This is a genomic window from Paenibacillus sp. EB106-06-01-XG199 (assembly GCF_058791575.1).
The window spans coordinates 284,331-300,989 of record NZ_JBYTDQ010000006.1 but is presented as its reverse complement, the minus strand read 5'-3'; the positions used below and the strand labels follow the sequence as shown (position 1 = coordinate 300,989).

Annotated in this window: 17 protein-coding genes; 7 read left to right on the top strand and 10 right to left on the bottom strand. The window is 48.1% G+C overall.

Annotated features, from left to right (window positions below):
* Positions 1 to 40: 40 nt before the first annotated feature.
* Both AC3WT9_RS22610 and AC3WT9_RS22605 read right to left on the bottom strand, forming a co-directional pair.
* Complete coding sequence (locus AC3WT9_RS22610) at positions 41 to 1,390, bottom strand: ABC transporter substrate-binding protein (protein WP_341380113.1); 1,350 nt, start codon at positions 1,388 to 1,390, stop codon at positions 41 to 43.
* A gap of 15 nt (positions 1,391 to 1,405) precedes the next feature.
* On the bottom strand, positions 1,406 to 2,866 hold the full coding sequence (locus tag AC3WT9_RS22605) for a glycoside hydrolase domain-containing protein (protein ID WP_492407955.1): 1,461 nt from the start codon (positions 2,864 to 2,866) through the stop codon (positions 1,406 to 1,408).
* Positions 2,867 to 2,975: 109 nt separating this feature from the next.
* Here AC3WT9_RS22605 and AC3WT9_RS22600 point away from each other — a divergent pair, with 109 nt between their 5' ends.
* Positions 2,976 to 3,107 carry a hypothetical protein gene (locus tag AC3WT9_RS22600; RefSeq protein ID WP_341097141.1) on the top strand — a complete coding sequence of 44 codons (132 nt, stop codon included), beginning with the start codon at positions 2,976 to 2,978 and terminating at the stop codon, positions 3,105 to 3,107.
* Positions 3,108 to 3,234: 127 nt separating this feature from the next.
* Here AC3WT9_RS22600 and AC3WT9_RS22595 read toward each other — a convergent pair whose 3' ends face one another.
* Positions 3,235 to 4,071: a hypothetical protein gene (locus AC3WT9_RS22595; RefSeq protein WP_341380114.1), complete on the bottom strand. Its 837-nt coding sequence runs from the start codon at positions 4,069 to 4,071 to the stop codon at positions 3,235 to 3,237.
* A gap of 683 nt (positions 4,072 to 4,754) precedes the next feature.
* On the opposite strand from AC3WT9_RS22595, the gene AC3WT9_RS22590 reads away from it, so the two are divergent.
* Positions 4,755 to 5,669, top strand: a complete 915-nt coding sequence (locus AC3WT9_RS22590; RefSeq protein ID WP_341380116.1) for a phosphotransferase family protein — start codon at positions 4,755 to 4,757, stop codon at positions 5,667 to 5,669.
* Between the two features lie 298 nt (positions 5,670 to 5,967).
* On the opposite strand, the gene AC3WT9_RS22585 is transcribed toward AC3WT9_RS22590, so the two are convergent.
* Positions 5,968 to 6,093: a hypothetical protein gene (locus AC3WT9_RS22585; protein ID WP_492407968.1), complete on the bottom strand. Its 126-nt coding sequence runs from the start codon at positions 6,091 to 6,093 to the stop codon at positions 5,968 to 5,970.
* Positions 6,094 to 6,602: 509 nt separating this feature from the next.
* Positions 6,603 to 7,532 carry an AEC family transporter gene (locus tag AC3WT9_RS22580; protein ID WP_341097147.1) on the bottom strand — a complete coding sequence of 310 codons (930 nt, stop codon included), beginning with the start codon at positions 7,530 to 7,532 and terminating at the stop codon, positions 6,603 to 6,605.
* Between the two features lie 178 nt (positions 7,533 to 7,710).
* Between AC3WT9_RS22580 and AC3WT9_RS22575 the strand changes: the two genes are divergently transcribed.
* The gene (locus tag AC3WT9_RS22575; RefSeq protein ID WP_341097149.1) at positions 7,711 to 8,049 is read left to right on the top strand and encodes a winged helix-turn-helix transcriptional regulator; all 339 of its coding nucleotides are present in this window, start codon (positions 7,711 to 7,713) and stop codon (positions 8,047 to 8,049) included.
* A 199-nt stretch (positions 8,050 to 8,248) separates the two neighbouring features.
* On the top strand, positions 8,249 to 8,968 hold the full coding sequence (locus tag AC3WT9_RS22570) for an SDR family oxidoreductase (RefSeq protein WP_341380119.1): 720 nt from the start codon (positions 8,249 to 8,251) through the stop codon (positions 8,966 to 8,968).
* Between the two features lie 153 nt (positions 8,969 to 9,121).
* On the opposite strand, the gene greA is transcribed toward AC3WT9_RS22570, so the two are convergent.
* Complete coding sequence (greA, locus tag AC3WT9_RS22565) at positions 9,122 to 9,607, bottom strand: transcription elongation factor GreA (RefSeq protein WP_038597863.1); 486 nt, start codon at positions 9,605 to 9,607, stop codon at positions 9,122 to 9,124.
* Positions 9,608 to 9,857: 250 nt separating this feature from the next.
* Here greA and AC3WT9_RS22560 point away from each other — a divergent pair, with 250 nt between their 5' ends.
* Positions 9,858 to 11,027, top strand: coding sequence for an ATP-grasp domain-containing protein (locus tag AC3WT9_RS22560; RefSeq protein WP_341380121.1), 1,170 nt, complete (start codon positions 9,858 to 9,860; stop codon positions 11,025 to 11,027).
* A gap of 13 nt (positions 11,028 to 11,040) precedes the next feature.
* Entirely contained in the window at positions 11,041 to 11,790 is a 750-nt protein-coding gene (locus tag AC3WT9_RS22555; RefSeq protein ID WP_341380123.1) for an esterase family protein, read from the top strand.
* A 107-nt stretch (positions 11,791 to 11,897) separates the two neighbouring features.
* Here AC3WT9_RS22555 and AC3WT9_RS22550 read toward each other — a convergent pair whose 3' ends face one another.
* Positions 11,898 to 12,185, bottom strand: coding sequence for a DUF6509 family protein (locus AC3WT9_RS22550; protein ID WP_038597869.1), 288 nt, complete (start codon positions 12,183 to 12,185; stop codon positions 11,898 to 11,900).
* A gap of 124 nt (positions 12,186 to 12,309) precedes the next feature.
* Positions 12,310 to 13,407: a dual-specificity RNA methyltransferase RlmN gene (gene rlmN, locus AC3WT9_RS22545; protein WP_341097154.1), complete on the bottom strand. Its 1,098-nt coding sequence runs from the start codon at positions 13,405 to 13,407 to the stop codon at positions 12,310 to 12,312.
* 437 nt (positions 13,408 to 13,844) lie between these two features.
* Here rlmN and AC3WT9_RS22540 point away from each other — a divergent pair, with 437 nt between their 5' ends.
* Positions 13,845 to 14,336 (top strand): GNAT family N-acetyltransferase, encoded by a 492-nt coding sequence (locus tag AC3WT9_RS22540; RefSeq protein ID WP_492407954.1) that lies wholly within the window; start codon positions 13,845 to 13,847, stop codon positions 14,334 to 14,336.
* Between the two features lie 129 nt (positions 14,337 to 14,465).
* On the opposite strand, the gene AC3WT9_RS22535 is transcribed toward AC3WT9_RS22540, so the two are convergent.
* Entirely contained in the window at positions 14,466 to 15,728 is a 1,263-nt protein-coding gene (locus tag AC3WT9_RS22535; RefSeq protein ID WP_341380127.1) for a polysaccharide deacetylase family protein, read from the bottom strand.
* 5 nt (positions 15,729 to 15,733) lie between these two features.
* On the bottom strand, positions 15,734 to 16,456 hold the full coding sequence (locus AC3WT9_RS22530) for a hypothetical protein (RefSeq protein ID WP_341380128.1): 723 nt from the start codon (positions 16,454 to 16,456) through the stop codon (positions 15,734 to 15,736).
* Between the last annotated feature and the right edge of the window lie 203 nt (positions 16,457 to 16,659).

The window sequence follows — 16,659 nt, the reverse complement described above, 5'->3', positions numbered from 1 at the left end:
GGCGGCCAACCGGCTTTCGATTGGCCGCTGTTTAGCATCGCTATTTGAAATATTTCGGCGCATTTTCTTTAATCGCCTGATCCATTAATTCTGCAAAATCATCCGGAGTATGGGCTCCCAGAGCCAAGGCATTCAATTCGTTGCCGAGCAGTTCATTCGTGGCCGGGTCAAGGCGCGTATCCCACGGGACCGCAAAGACGTTGCCGGATTTCGCGATTTCGTCTTGAATTTTATAGAAGAGCTCCGGCATCCCTTGCTCTTGATCAAGAGAATAATTGAAAGGCGAGAATTGGCCTTTTTCCGTATAGGCCTTCGGATATTGTTCCAGAAGGAATTTGACGAATTCTTTCATCTTATCATCGAAGGTCTCCTGGTTGAAGGCAACGCCGATGCCCGAGTTGATGAAATAATCATTTTCAGCCGTTTTGGCACCTTCCATCATGGGAAGCCGGAAAAACCCGATATTGTCCTTCATTTCTGTGCTTACTTTATCATTTACGAAGTTCATAGTTTCCCATGAACCCATGTAATACATGCCGGCTTTGCCGCCCAGGAACAAGTCACGCGCTGCGGTGTAATCCGTTGCAGTGAATCCTTCCTGAAAGTACCCTTTGGTGCCCAGATCGTGCACGAACTTAATACCTTCCATGCCGGCAGGGTCCTTGAAAGATGCCTTCCCTTGCTTTATATTTTCAATAAAATCATTGCCTGTCATGCGGAACGGTTTGTACGCCAGGTACCGGAGAACCGGCCATTTATCCTTGCCGTCGACGGCAATCGCCGTAACCCCGCTTTGCTTCAGCGTCTCGGCAACCTCCATGAACTCATCGAACGTCTTCGGCGGCTCCAGGCCAAGATCCTTGAACATCTTGATGTTGTACCAGAATACCTCGATTCCATATTCTAACGGGAAAGTATACATGCTGCCGTCTGCGAACTGCTGATATTGCAAGGCCACCGGACGGAAATCTTCATATTTCCCCAGCTCCTCCAGCAGTTTTTTCATATCGACCAGTTTGCCTTGCTCCACCAGCTTGGAAGCATAGGCATCCGGATCTGTATCAAACATGGCGGGCATCTCATTGCTTGCAATCAATGTGCGCAGCTTCTGCAGATAGGACGGGCGATCACCCGTACCTTCCAGAACCAGCTCGAATTCCGGATGTGTTCGGGAAAACTCGTCCGCAATTTCCTTTACGGTAACGGCTGGAGGGCTGTCTACACCGCGGGCCACGAACCACTTGTATGTTTTCTTGTCCACCTTCGGCGGATTTGCCGATCCGGTTTCTGAAGCGCCGTTATTAGTATTTTTGCCTCCGCATGCGCTCACCATCGCCACCAGGACAACCAGTGATAACGAGAGAGTCAGCCATTTGACATAACGTTTCATTTATAAGACCTCCTGTTAGTTGGGAACCGAAATGGATGCCTGTTCGAAATTCGCCCGGCCTTCCTGAACAAAGCAGCCCCAGTTGCCGGTTTTTAAATTATACAAACGTGTAGTCATGGCGACCTGGTCGGCCAAGTATACGACGCAAACAGAATTCTCCATAACGATCTCGATATTATAATTCGTATCGGCATGCAATTCTATTGGTACTTCCAGCTCTACCGCATGCGGTTGGTCTCCTTTGATATGCCACTGCATCTCACCCTCTATCCGGCGGGGCCACATGTCGAACACCAGGCGGTTATGAATAGGTTCAAGGCGAATATAATAGGCATCATTGTTGTCCTCGCTAACACGAAGCATAATACCGCAGCTTCTGGTTCCTTCGGAGAAGGACAACCGGGCCGAAATTTTGCAAGTTTCCGGCATGGAACCCGCAGATATGCAAGAGAAGGTCTCGTCTGCCACCGCCGCTATGCCTCCCTCTGACTCCTTCCAATCCCCAAGCCGGGAACCCCACACGGCAGCCTGTTCATTTGAAAAATGATGTGAGACTGTCTCCGGGATACGAACCGTTAATGTTCCATCCTGTTCCTGAACGAGTTCGTGCACGACCAAATTCCCGGCCCATTGCCAATCACCGTAATCATCCTCGTTTTCCTTGCTAGGGTCCCAGCCAAAAGCATATCGCTTGTTTCCGTCACTCCATGTTTTGGCGGCATAGAACGCCCTAGCGTCAAACGCATCGTTTCTCGGCGCCGTCCAAGGTCCGCTTAAAGATTTACTCATACGATAATGGGTGACAAATCGCTCCGAGAACGTGGAGTAAACCAGATACCACCATTCCCCGATTTGAAATAAGTCCGGGCATTCGTGCGTCACGTACATTTTCGGATTCCAGAACGGTTCGCGGATTTCCCATTGCTTGAGATCCTTCGAAGCACAGAGCCCGATGCTTCCCCGGCGCCGGGAAGGGCCCTCTTTGTTCCTTGCGGCGAGAAGCATCCAGTATTCCCCCGCCTCTTCGTTCCAGAATACAAAGGGATCGCGCCAGTCATGCCTTTCATATTGAATTCCGTCGGAATAGAAGGTATCCTCGGGAATTTTCCGCCACTGCTCCATATCCGTGCTCACGGCGTGCATGACGCATTGGAGTGGCACTCCGTTCTCTATGAATTCCGGATTCGGATTGAGGCCAGTGTAGAACAGATGATATTCTCCATGGGCTTCGATGATCGAGCCGGTATAACAGTTAAGATCCTGCTCGCTCACACTTCCATGCTTCAGCATTTCGCCCATTTCTTCGTAGTGCACGAAATCGCTTGTGCGGAGCTCGAACCAGGAAGTTCCCTCCCCATGAATACTCTTGTTCTCCCTCCAATCATGAAGATAGAACAAACGGAAGCTGCCGTCTTTGTAAAAGGGGATCAGGTCCCCCACCCAAGCCCCGTTCGGCTTGTAAAATAAGTTAGTCAATTTTTGTAACCCCTTTCTTTTATCATAACTTGATTATAAAAGGGATTGAAAACGCTTTAAATTCTAACTTCTTTGTCATATGTTCAATATTTTTGGTTTTCCTAATTTAATGAAAAGACTGTGGATCAGTATGTACGAGAAGGATTTCGATATGGCGACCTCTTCAGGCGGGATGATGATGCAGATGATGGGGCTGAGTACCAATGGAACATTATCGTGGAGAAAATCAAGATGGGGATGAAACAACGCGTAAGGGACGGAAGGTGGAACGGTGGGCCGGGGGCTGAGAAGAATCACCAACCAAGTGAACCGCGAGGGCTACAAGACTTGGCCTGGTAGTTGAGGTTCACCGCGATTGTGAAGCATCCTTATCTTTTTTGCAAAAAGATCCACCATTGCCGGTCAAAACCGGGAATAAAAATCTCTTCGCACCCCTCAATCCCGTTCAGCCAGCGTCTGGTCAGGGGGATGATATTCTCAAACAAATCTACCGGGTAGCCCCAGTCAAGGTCCAATTGGAACATATAATGATTCATAGCGATAATGCCATCTGTTCGCAAAAATATCAATAAAGTGTGGATCAAGGTGATAAAAGGCTGCATGGCATGAACTTCGAGTGTACCCGAGGCAACCTCCTGCTGAAGAAGTTTGATCATGGCCGGCAAAGTTTCCATCCAATCTGTATGGATGGTGTCGATTCCAGCCTGTCCGCACAAAATCGCCTGGATGATATCATTGACCGCATGCTGAAAAACGATAAGATCCACTGACCCGGAAGGCAGATGTTTTTCGAGATAAGCTGCATCGTCCTCTATGACTTTCATATGCAGGGGAAGGCCCCGCGTTTTCTGCAGCAAACTGGTGGTGAGGCTTTTATTCATATTCGCCGTTATGTATGTACTGTTCGGATGGGTTCGTGCCATGACCTGGGGAACCATATCTGCATCGCCGGAAGCCACCTCCAATAATGTCAGTTCATCTCCCAACTGCAGTGCTTCAAAAACCTCCGCCCAACGCGCTCTGAAGTAGACTTCATTTACAATGGTAAATTGGGCAATCGGACTTTCCAGCAACAGTTTAAGCTGGTGTTCAACCTCGTTTTGCGGGAGGGAGAGATATTGCTTCAGTTCTTGCTCACTCAAAAAACGTTGTGCCCGCTCATTTATTAATGGGTAGCATTTGTCTACGTCATCTAATGGAATCATTTAAGCTTCCCCTTCCTGGCTAACCTATATTTGCTACTATTATATTTATTAATGGATTTTCCATCAATCAGAATTATTAAAGATATATAGGTTAAACTAAAGGTTTTTGGGGACCCCTATCTACTCCATTCCTGGCTCTGGGCATAGACGGACCTAGCTGCTCTTATTCGGGGCTTTTTGCCTGTTACAGTAAGGAAACGGACTCCAGCGCAGTTATTTCTCCCTGCTGGCCGTTTTTAGATAGAATGCAGAGCAGATAAGGTCCGCTGGGTCCGCAAAAGAGAATAAACAGGGGTTTTACCCTCCTTAGCGTCTCCTGAGTCCGGTACGAGTAAATCAACCCGCTGCGGGCTTTTAGGAACCCCACTTTCAATACTAAATTCCTGCTTCCCCGGAGTTCTTCTGTTTGTAGACACGCCCTAGCAAAATTGATTATTCTGCTCTCCAAACACATCGCAGGCATGTTTAAAAAGGCCATCCTTTGCGGGATGGCCTACATTTTATAAGATATTTTCACCTTGAACAGATCAAACTTATAAACACCAATTCTTGCAAAAAAGAGTCCCGAAATTTTCCAAGACCTTATCCAACATCATATCAAACGGTGAATTATAAGTCTATACTTTTTTGATCATATATGTAAAAATATGTTCGTTAACAAATGTATGGGAGGGAATGAAAATATGATTCCAACATGCTTTTCAGCTTATTACACATTGATCCCCTTATTAAATGAAATTTCTGAATGGTCTCTTTTAAGGAAATGGTCTCTTTCAGAAGTTTACAGAGCAACATTGAGAACAGGTGAATCACGTATTATTAAATGGGGAGGAAGTGAGATGGCAGGGGAAGCTGAAATTTACCAGGAGTTAGTTCATCCACTGCAAATCAAAGCTCCGCAGATCTTTGAACTTACTCAACTGAAGGGCAGTGGAGTATTCATCATGGAAGATGCCGGAAAAAGAAATTTGGAACAGCAACCAGAACCTGAGTATTTTCTTGAGGCTTCGAGGGAATTAGCAAGGCTTAGAGTGAGAGCAACAGCCAACTTAAGGATGCTACCAAGAAAGACCATTGAAGCATATTCAGTTTCAATGAGCGGATTTCTTCAACTGTTGGATGATTTATTGAAATCGAATACGTTAGAAGAAAACAGAGTGTTACTAAAAGTCGAAAAAGTGTTACCTCTTCATTTAGAAAAACTATATCAGATGGTCCCCACTTCTCTAGTTCATCATGATTATCATGCAAAAAACCTTTTGATTCAAGAAGATGGCATTATGCCGATTGATTGGTCCAGTGCTTATTTAAGTCCTCATCTTGGTGACTTGTATTGCTTAATTACGGAAGCACACACCTTCTGCAATCTCTCAAAAGAAGATATGATTTCAGCTTACTTAGAGGGAACTAATTTACATATTAATCATTTGAACTGGCAAGTGCGAATTGGCGGTTTATGTTGGCTGATTAAAACATTACGTTGGCTTGTATACGGTGGCATAGAGATAATCCCAGGATCAGAAGCTTGGATACCTGATCTGCTGAATAATGTAGAAAATCTATGTGAGGAATTGATATATGATAGCCAGAGCTATTGAGCGCAAGTCCATGCCGCAAAACATCAGATTAATAGTGGACTTAAACGGGGTGAGTTTCCTTAAGCGATTCGTCCAAAATCATAAAGCAAATTATCGGTAAAACCGTGGCAGAAACGAACCTTCCGTCACAAAAATTTTCGACCTCTGCAAAGGGCTAAAGATCAGACCGTCCGACTTTTTCAAGCTGGTTGAGGTTGAATATGAGAGCACAGGAGAATGAGTAAATGTGAATAAGAGCGGGACATAAGGCTGGTGGCCCCTGTTCCGCACGGACGACTTTGCCTATCCATATTTATTATTAGGCTTTGAAGCAAGATAACTCTGCATGATGCTTCTTAGCAATTTGCGCACATAATGCAAGTCCCAATCCATTTCCCCCTTCTTTTCTACTCCTTGCCTTATCTACTCTATAAAATGCTTGCAAGTGCAATTTGTGCGCGAAATTCCCCGGTTAATTTTCCATGGAAATCAACCGTGTCCAAAGCTTTGCCAACAGGAGTTAGCTGACCCAATGGACTGGGATAAGAGTCGGCTATCCTGTCATCTGACGCGGATGGAAAAACGCGGTCTTGTTCTGAGAAAACCACTATATAGATTGAACTTGAGAATTATATTTAGGGAAAAGTGGCGGAGGGGAATTTTGGAATTGGAGGAGCGATAGCGTCCGCCTTTAGGTTTGGATTTCTACCGCGATTCGCGGTTAAATTCAGGAAATCCAAACCTAACAGCGGCCGGAAGTCCAAATATTCTCTGTAGTCACGGCCAGCCCCAAAATAGAAGAATTATAAGTTCAATTTATATAGATACAGATCGCGGTGTGCAAATTATCATTACTTCTGCCGGTAAGTCAATCTTGGATGAAGACCTTCCCTTATTTATGGGCGCAGGTTCTGTGAAGGAACGGCATAAACCCAAGGTCCGCTGCAAAGCTCGTTACACGCTGCCAACCACCACAATGAGCACCGGCAGTACCAGGAAAGAAGCCAGCGTTGTCCATACAATGCAGCGGGATACCAGGGAGGGAGAACTGCTGAACCGTTCGGCCAGTACGACAGAATTGACGGCGACAGGCATGGACGCCAGAATGAGCAGCACCGAAAATAAGGTGCCGGTAATATTCAGCAGGAGCAAAACGAGTGCGGCAAGCAGAGGAGCCAGCAGAAGGCGGACCGTGATCCCGGTCCAGAAGGCAAGCTGCACATTGCGCTCTGTCTGGGCCGCTTTGACCTTGACCATCTGCGCGCCCAAAATCGCGAGCACCACGGGCGAATACGCCCCGGCCACCATCGCGACTCCGGATGCCAGTTCATCCGGCATATGCAGGCCGAGCGCCCGCAGCATCAAAGCCAGAATCGCCGCATAGATGGCCGGCAGCGAGAACACGGATTTAACGGCGCTGCGCACTGAGAACTGTGATCTTGCAGCGAAATAAACGCCGATGGTATTGACGATTACCATCTGGCCAATGACATAGACCGAGGCTTTATCGAGGCCAAGCTGGCCGAAGGCCAGCAGCACCAGCGGAAGCCCGTAATTGACGCTGTTCGTAAACGTGGAGACCAGTGTCAGTCCGGCGGCTTCTGCCGGAGCCAGCTTCAGTACTCGCCCGAGCACATTGGCCAGGCCCCATAAGAGAAACAGATTCAGCAAGGAGAACGACAGTGTCTTATAGACGTCGTCGAAGGAAATTTCTGCAGTAGCCAGCGTATCGAGAATGATCGCCGGACTCAAAAAGTACAAATAGAGCGTTAACAACGGTTTCGTATCGAGGTTCTTGAACCGGCCCAGCAGCGCTCCGGCGATGACCGGAATGGACAGCGGCAATATGACCTTAAATAACGTCGACAACACAGTCTCAATCACGGGCCAGGACTCCTCTGTTCTATAGTTACTCCCTACTATACCTGCTGAAGTAAGGCCCGTCTAAGATATGGAAACAATATGCTTAATAGAAACTGCCTATGGCTGCACATAACTTCCCAAAGGATAGTATTGTGATATGATTAAGAAAAATCGCTATTCCTCAGGAGGCTAGTTGAATATGAACCATTCAGAGCCTGTTATTATAACCAAGGGCACTCCCGGCGAACCCTGTCCCATTGCCAAAACACTCGATATTATTGGAACCAAATGGACCTTTCTCATTATCCGCGATCTGCTGATCGAAGGCACGATGCGCTTCAGCGATCTGCTGAAATCCCTGGAGGGAATCAGCCCGAAGACGCTCTCGCTGCGGCTCCGTGAGCTGGAGAACCATGGCATTCTGGAGCGTACAGTATATCCGGAGGTACCGCCGCGTGTAGAATATACCCTGACCGCGAAGGGGGAACAGCTGGAAGGAATTTTTATCGAGCTAAAACGATACGGACTCACGCTCTAAAAAACTTTAATCCGGCAACCCTTCCACTGCACAAAACTATACTTTTGGAAACTGTATAACAATTAGGTAACTACTTCCCAAAAGGAAGTTATAGACATATACTTTCCTCACAAAGCACAACATGCTTAGCGATGCTTCCGAAGCAATTGCGGCGGATGTCTGAAAGTAATGCTCCATAAACCTTTGAGGAGGAAATGAGATGTTAACAGGACAAAAAGTAGTTATTGTCGGCGGAAGCTCGGGAATCGGTTTGGAAACGGCCAGACGGGCCGCCGCGGAAGGTGCGGAGATTGTAATTGCCAGCCGTTCCCGGCATAAGCTGGAACAGGCCAAGGCTGCCATCGGTAAAGGGGTGAAAGTAACTTCGCACATACTGGATGTAACAGATGAGGAGCAGGTGCGGCTGTTCTTCGAGCAGACCGGGACTTTTGATCATCTGGTTGTCAGTGCGGCCGAAACAAGCGGCGGGCCTTTCCTGGCAACGCCGACAAGCACTGCCCGCTCGCTGTTCGAGAACAAATTCTGGGGCCAATATTATGCCGCAAAATATGCGGCTCCGATGCTGAACCCCAATGGGTCCATTACCCTCTTCTCAGGGGTTGTAGCGTTCAAATCCATGATCGGCTCCTCCATGCTGGGCGCAGTGAATGCTGCTGTCGCAAATCTTGGCCGGACCTTGGCCCTGGAGCTGGCCCCGCTGCGGGTGAACGTCGTCTCTCCGGGCATTATTGACACGCCTTCCCGGGCAGGGATGGCGGAGGAATCCCGGAATGCCTTTTACAGCAGCACAGCTGCCAAGCTGCCGGCCCAGCGTGTAGGCACCGCGGCGGACGTGGCTAAGGGCGTTCTCTATCTGATCCATAACGGATTCACCACAGGCACGGTACTTCATATCGACGGCGGCCATAGCCTGATCTGAAAGCGGCAGAGCCGCAGGCCTGGAAGCTGCGTTCCGTCATTCCCCCGGGCCGCCGTTACGCCGTAATGCCGTTATTCCGGAGATGCGCTCACCTGTCTACAACAAAAATCCTCATCCCCAGAGAAATGACAAGGGGATGAGGATTTCCGTTTGTTACAGCATTTTGATTTCAAGCAGTTCATATTTTATGATGCCCATCGGGGCATTGACGCTGATGATGTCGCCCACTTTTTTGCCGATCAGCTCTTTGCCCAGCGGACTTTCATAAGAAATCTTGTTGTCCAGTACATCAGCCTCAGCCGGGCCCACCACTCTATATTCGATTTTTTCGGAGTATTCCACATCATTCAGGATGACGATGCAACCTACACTGACTGCACTCAAATCCATCTTGCTCGAATCAACGATCTGGGCTTTCGTCAGCATTTTCTCCAGGATCATAATCCGGGTTTCCATGAACGATTGATCTTCCTTGGCCGAGTGGTACTCACTGTTCTCCTTCAAGTCTCCGTAGCTGATTGCCAGCTTAAGGCGGGCTGCCAGTTCCTTGCGTTTCACCGTCTTCAGATCCCTAAGCTCTTCCTCTAACTTAGCCAATCCTTCTTTAGTTAAGAATACTTCTTCATTGGACTTAGACATGTTCTACAACTCCTATTTTTGCCTGCTTTATTGTATTTTACCCCATATTGCGCAAACATGCGAAGAAGAAAAGAAAATTACCTCCTCCTCCTTTACCCGGCACAAATGCGAAGATGCCAAGGCCGAAGAGGAGTGAATCCCTCTTAACTCTCCAAAAACATTGACGGATAGGGATGGACCTGATAAATTAAATTAAATTAATCATACAATTTAACTCGGAATTATATTCCAGCCAAAGGGGTTGATCGCCGTGAACTTTATTTTCTTTTCCCCTCATTTCCCGAGGAACAGCGCCGATTTCTGTACTCAGCTGCAGCGTCAGGGTGTGCTGGTGCTGGGGATTGGTGATGCCGAATATGCACACTTGGAGGACAAGCTGCAGCTCGCGCTGACGGAGTATTACAAAGTGAGTGATCTGGAAAATTACGAGGAGATCTTGCGGGCGGTAGGTTATTTCACACATAAATACGGCAAGATTGACCGGTTCGAGTCGCTGAACGAATATTGGCTGGAGCAGGATGCCGCCATCCGCAGTGACTTCAACATTTACGGCACCAAGACCGATTTCGTCTACAATCTGAAGCAGAAGTCCAAGATGAAGGAATTTTTCCGCAAAAGCGGCGTCAACACCGTGCAGTTCTCCACCGGAACCACCCGGGAGAGCGTCGATGCGTTCATCCGTGAAGCCGGCTTTCCGCTTGTTGTAAAGCCCGATCTCGGCTCCGGGGCCAGCATGACTTACAAGATCAATAATGAGGATGAGCTGAAGCAATTTTTTGACACCAAACCCGCTGAGGTCCCCTTTATTATCGAAGAGTTCATTGACGGGGTCATTCTGACCTATGACGGACTGGTCGATATCCATGGTGAAGTGCGCTTTGCCGTAAGCCATCTGTTCGAGAACAGCGTGATGGAGGTCGTCAACACCGATAACCATCTGTATTATTTCTGTCTGCGGGAGATTAGTCCGGAGGTTGAGGCGGCGGGCAGAAGCATTCTGAAGGCTTTTGACATCAAAGAGCGTTTCTTCCACATCGAGCTGTTCAAGTCGAATAAAGATGGCCGGATTATCGCTCTAGAAGTAAATATGCGTCCGCCCGGCGCCTGGATGACCGATGCCATAAACTTCTCGTACGACGTGGACATCTATAAGGAATGGGCCAGCATGATCGCACATAACGAGGTTGACGGACCCTATGAAGGCAAATATTATACCGGCTACGCCAGCCGCAAGAAACATAAGCATTACACCCACAGCCATGAAGACATCTACCTCACCTATGGCGATAAGATCGTGAATTATGCCGAGATCGAAGAGGTATTCAGCAGAGCTATGGGGAACAGCGCCTATCAATTCCGTTCCGCCGCATTAGAGGATGTCAGAGACATCGTGAACTATATTCAACAAGAAGAGGGATAGGATGTGTTAACGGATGAGGACAAGCTACCATAAGGAGTACAGCCATAACTTGCACAGGGAAATGGAGTATAAAATATACGGCCACGCCGGCAAACCGATGCTGGTCTTCCCTACGTCACTCGGCAGATTCTATCAATACGAGGATTCGGGCATGATCCAGACGCTCTCGGAATTCATTGAGGCCGGCAAGCTGCAGATTTGGGCCTGCGACAGCATTGATGAGGAGACCTTCTTCTCTGCCCACTGGAATCACGAGGACAAAGTGCAACGGCATGAGCAGTATGACAAATACATCACGCAGGAGCTGATCCCCGGCATTCTCGACCAGAGCAAATGGAACAATGGCGGCAGTGACCAGCGCATTCTCATCTCCGGCTGCTCCATGGGCGCATACTACAGTGCCAGCTTCTTTTTCCGTTATCCGCAATATTTCGATACCTTGATCGCCCTAAGCGGCGTCTATTCCACCTATTATTTCTTTGGCGACTATATGAGCGACAACGTCTACCTCAACTCTCCGCTCCACTATTTGCCGGGACTTCAGGATGATTATTATCTGCAGCAATACCGTGACAGCAACATCATCATTTGCGTCGGCCAGGGCGATTATGAGGACGAAATGCTTCATGAAACCCGCCTGTTGCAGGAACTGCTGCAGCGCAAGGAGATCCCTGCCCGGTTTGACTATTGGGGCCACGATGTGAACCATGACTGGCCTTGGTGGAATAAACAGATTCATTATTATGTCGGCAGCTGCCTATAGTCGTTATATGTTGCAAAAAGGGAGCTGCCATAGTGGCAGCCCCCCTTTCCTATGCAGAACCCGTCTTACTTCCTCAGATAGCCACAGGGTTTCCCTTGCATACTTCCTTACTCCGGCAGATGTTCTGTACAGAACAAGGCCAGTGCTGCTTCCTCGTCCTCTTCCATATCGAAATCCAAAACGCGGCCTGTCGTCGTTTCCAGCAGATCGTAACTGACGATGGCGCTCTTCTCTTCCTCAACTTTGAAAATCACGCGGGCCGATACCCCGTTCTCTTCGTACAGTTCATCTTCTTCCGGCACATCCAGGTTAATCATGAACTCATATCGCTTGCCGCTTAAAATACCGAATGGGTCTCTTAAATTTTCCACGGTGTAGCTTGTAAATGTCAGCACAACGCATACCTTCTTTCCTAATCACTGCCAAGCTATTGTATCACAAAAATCCTTAGCAGGTGATGGAAGGGATTATGTCCTGCTAACCAGACCGTCCGCAACCTGCTGAAAATGGTCTCCAGTCTTACCCGGCTACTACCCCGTTCTTATCCGCGCTGCTGTCCTTGGTCTTCTTAATCTGCTTGCTGCGCAGCTGGCCGCAGGCGGCATCAATATCCGTGCCATGCTCCAGCCGGGTGCTGACGCTGACTCCCTGCTTCTTCAGCGTGTCAAAAAAGGCCCGTACCGACTCCCGCTCGCTCCGCTGGTACTGACTGTGTTCATCCACAGGGTTGTATGGGATCAGGTTGACATTGGCCAGCTGACGCCGGTCGCCGATCAGTTCTGCCAGCTCCAGCGCATGCTCCTCGCGGTCATTGATGTCCTTCAGCAGAATGTACTCCAGTGTAATTCTCCGGTTCGTCTTCTCCAGATAATAATCAATCGCCGGCATTAATTTCTCTATAGGAATCGCACGGTTGATCTTCATAATCCGTGTCCGCAGCTCGTTATTTGGCGCATGTAAAGAAATCGCCAGGTTGACCTGCATATTGGCATCGGCAAATTCTCTGATCTTGTCGGCCAGACCGCTTGTCGAGACGGTAATGCCCTTGCCGGCAATCGCCAGCCCTTTGTGGTCCTTGATGATTGTCAGGAAATTCAGCAAATGTTCGAAGTTATCGAACGGCTCGCCGATCCCCATCACTACTACATGGCTAACCCTCTGCCCCAGTCCGGCCTGATCGAGATGCTGCTGCACCTTCATAATCTGCTCCACAATCTCGCCGCTGGACAGATCACGGCTCTTCGCCAGCAGTCCGCTCGCACAGAAGCTGCAGCCGATATTGCAGCCGACCTGAGTGGTGACGCAGACGGACAAGCCGTATTTCTGCCGCATCAGTACCGTTTCAATCAGATTGCCGTCCTTTAGACGGAACAGGAACTTGATCGTACCGTCAGCCGATTCCTGCTTCACATGCTCATCCATCGTTTGAAATACATAATGCTCGGACAGCAGCTGCACACAATCCTTATTCAGATCGGACATCTCCGTGAAATCCGTAATCCGCTTGCGGTAAATCCAGTCCCAGACCCGGGCTGCACGGGACTTTTTGTGGCCGCGCTCCGATAGCCATGACGCCAGTTGATCCAATGTTAATCCATAAATGGATTCTTTATTCATTTCATATCCTCTTTTCAAAACTTTAAGTTCAATCTATTCTACCTTGACAGGACTTTTCCAACAACATCTACTTATTGTCTCAAATTTCGTTTATTAAAACAAGGGGAATCCCTGCCTGTGGCCCAGTTAAATAAACAAAATCAGGCCGCCGGCCCATCCACATAAAGCTGCCGCAGCCCTTGCAAAATTACTTCCAGCAAAAAGCCTTGTCCAGTGTATGGCAGGGCCTGCCGGAAGATCAGGGAGGGCATGACGGCATCATGTCTGCTGCACTCCCATCAAGCAAACTGTCTACAGTTAGGTGCCGGGCAAACAGAGGATAATTTCACCTAATCTCGAATATATGAATTACTGTTATAAACTTAACATTTCAAAAGGAGACTTAATATGTCACAGGCATCAACTTCGCACTCTAGATTTAAGGCTGTATTAAAGGATTGACCCAAGAAAAGGCTATTGAAGTTACAAATGCAATGATGACTGAATTTAAAAAAGCAATTAGTACAAAAAAAACACCAGTTCTCGAAACTAACTTTATTAAAGAAATCATGAAACAAGGTGAACAAGATTTCTTCATCGTTCCTACCTTTAATCCAAATGAGCCTTCAGTTGGATTAATGTCCAAGAACCTGAACGCTGTTATGCACGTTGCTCTGAATCGAACGGATAAAAAGTTTCTAAAGCACTATAACTCTCCACAAATCGTAGATTTACTTCATCTCCATTCATACCGTAAAGGAGAAGGGAAAAAGTTAATGGAGGCATTTCTGCAAATTCAAGGTAACCTAAATATTCCGGGTTCATTATGGACGGAAACGACTGAAACTATGAAGTATTTTGAGAAATACGGTTTTGAAAATTTGGGGAAGTTAGGGGACAGCTCTGAATTTCTTATGAAATTACCTTGTGGAACTTGTTATAGTCGTTGAAATGGTCTTTTTCTTTGGGGCTTAACGTCAAATTGCGGTAATGGGGGAAGTCCCCACCGATGATTATAAGCCGGAGAAGGATTGTATAAAGCGCACCCATTTACAATGGACACGCTCTAACCCTGCGGATTATTTAAAGATAGCGAATTTCAAGCCCTTGCTCTTAAGATATTGGATGATTTCAGGGAGGATCTTTACGGTTATGCTTTTTTCATGCAAAAGATAGATGCCGCCCGACGGATCGGTTGCGCGGAAATAATGAAGAATCTCCTCCGGGCTGTCCGCCTTCCAATCCTCAGGGTCACGGTTCCAGAGCAGCACCTTCATATGCTGTCTGCCAACTTCAGCCGCCAGCTCTTCATTCACCGCTCCATACGGAGGACGGAAGACCGTTACCGGAGACTGGATGAGCTGTGCCAGCGCGTGGTTAACTTGACTTAGATTGTTCCGGTTCTCTTCACCGCTGTTCCTGGTCATGACGCTGTGATCCCACGAATGATTGCCGACCGCCATGCCCTGCGTATCCGCATAGATTACTTCCTCAGGGTAGTGGAGCACATTCTGTCCAATAAATAAAAAATTGGCCGCAATGCCTTCCGCCTGCAGAATATCCACGATCTCCTTGGTATACTTCGAAGGGCCATCATCGAAGGAGAGCGCCACATATCCCTTGGGCAAGGCGTATTCATAGCTGTCTCCGCCAAGCTCAATCTCCTCGTACAGCAGCTTGTGCACTTCTTTCTCATCCACTACTGGTACCGTGGCTTCTTCCGCTATACTGCTCTCAAGTGAAGTCAGCCGCACCACAGGGGCATAAGGAGCAGACAAGTTGTCATCCTGCCCGGAACTATGAGCACCAGCCTCAGACTGGGTGACTTCCACCTTCGCTTCGGCACTGTCCGAGAACAGTCCATCGTCCATACGCAGCAAGAATACGATCAGCAGAAGGCTCAACACAAGTCCTCTCAGGGCAATTGACCGGGCTCCAGCCCTGGAACTGCTGCGCTTAACCGGTTTCGGTACTGCCGCTACCGCCGGGGAAGGAATCACTGCTGCCTCTTCCGGCTGCTTCAAGCGATGAAGTAAGGAGATATATTCCTCGGAGCAGGCGAAATACAGCATTTCGCTGAAAGTCCGGTTCATTTTGATAAGCGAGCTGAAATGTGTCTGGCGGAAGGGATCCCACTTCGCATACAGTGACAGCCGAATCCGCTGTCCTTCAAAAGGGGGGAGTGCGTTCATTTGCAGATATGTAAGTTCATCTATGTGGACCATTTGTCTGGTAAAGGCACCGCTGCGGGTTAGACCTACCTCCATCCGATAACCGTCCTGCCCGTGCTCAAGCGACAGCAACTCTATCATCAGAGCGGCGCTTTTTTCCTCAACTGGCATAAATATTATGTATCCCCATTCTCATCACTGCGCTCTGCAGGCAGGCTGCTGCCGCCAAAAGGTGCTGTCATCCGGTTGGTGAAATCGCTGATCATGCTGGAGAGGTAGGCTTTCTCCTGCCGGACCATTTCGTATTTCTGTCGAAGATGGCCATTTTCAGTCTCCAGACGTCCGATCTTCTCTTCCAGCTCATTCATTTTCTTGAGCTTCTCCGCATGGACCTCATTGTGCTTCTGCACAAGGTTAACGTATTTCTGCTGCTCCAGATCAATGGTGCTCTTGAGTTCATCCATTTCTGCAGAAAAGGTGATATGAAGCTCGCGGTAATCCTCCAGCACCTGATCCACCTTCAGATTACGCTCTACCAGCTTCTGCTCCAGCTCCATAATGTTCTTCTCCCGGTCTTCAATCACCTTGTTGAGGTTCTTGAGATCCTTGTTCAACCGCTCCACATGTCCGCTGGAATGCGCAAGCCGGTCCTGAAGCTCACGGTTATTCGTCTCGGCATGTGTCCGGTCCTGAATCATCTGTTCAACCGCAAAAATCAAATCCAGTGATTTCTTGTCCAGCTGTGCTTTGCCCGTCGAAATCAGGCTGTTCTGGCTGTCACTCTTTTCATAGCTTTCCGAATCTTCAGGAGGACTTTCTGCCAATTGTACCTTTTGAACCATGCCCGGCTTCGGCGTTTTGTCCACCGCGTCTCTTTTCTTAAAAAAAGGAGCAGCCATCTATAAATCACCTCATTATAAATGTCAAAAAATGTCGAGCATATACGAGTTTATTATAGATGATTTGTCCTGGATGTAAGTGAGCCTTAATATCTAACTTTCCTAAATACATCTAAAGACCCAATTTGTTGCCACAGAAGGGATTAACCACGCCAGCAGGCCGGATTTCCGCGGTTGCCGGATTTTTCGCACAAAAAAACGCA

What these genes read in the sequence shown, in the direction of transcription:
- AC3WT9_RS22535 (WP_341380127.1), bottom strand. Translation starts at nt 15,728, where the DNA reads ATGCCAGTTGAGGAAAAAAGCGCCGCTCTGATGATAGAGTTGCTGTCG.
- AC3WT9_RS22600 (WP_341097141.1), top strand. Translation starts at nt 2,976, where the DNA reads ATGAAAAGACTGTGGATCAGTATGTACGAGAAGGATTTCGATATGGCG.
- AC3WT9_RS22530 (WP_341380128.1), bottom strand. Translation starts at nt 16,456, where the DNA reads ATGGCTGCTCCTTTTTTTAAGAAAAGAGACGCGGTGGACAAAACGCCG.
- AC3WT9_RS22595 (WP_341380114.1), bottom strand. Translation starts at nt 4,071, where the DNA reads ATGATTCCATTAGATGACGTAGACAAATGCTACCCATTAATAAATGAG.
- AC3WT9_RS22570 (WP_341380119.1), top strand. Translation starts at nt 8,249, where the DNA reads ATGTTAACAGGACAAAAAGTAGTTATTGTCGGCGGAAGCTCGGGAATC.
- AC3WT9_RS22590 (WP_341380116.1), top strand. Translation starts at nt 4,755, where the DNA reads ATGATTCCAACATGCTTTTCAGCTTATTACACATTGATCCCCTTATTA.
- rlmN (WP_341097154.1), bottom strand. Translation starts at nt 13,407, where the DNA reads ATGAATAAAGAATCCATTTATGGATTAACATTGGATCAACTGGCGTCA.
- AC3WT9_RS22610 (WP_341380113.1), bottom strand. Translation starts at nt 1,390, where the DNA reads ATGAAACGTTATGTCAAATGGCTGACTCTCTCGTTATCACTGGTTGTC.
- AC3WT9_RS22575 (WP_341097149.1), top strand. Translation starts at nt 7,711, where the DNA reads ATGAACCATTCAGAGCCTGTTATTATAACCAAGGGCACTCCCGGCGAA.
- AC3WT9_RS22555 (WP_341380123.1), top strand. Translation starts at nt 11,041, where the DNA reads ATGAGGACAAGCTACCATAAGGAGTACAGCCATAACTTGCACAGGGAA.
- greA (WP_038597863.1), bottom strand. Translation starts at nt 9,607, where the DNA reads ATGTCTAAGTCCAATGAAGAAGTATTCTTAACTAAAGAAGGATTGGCT.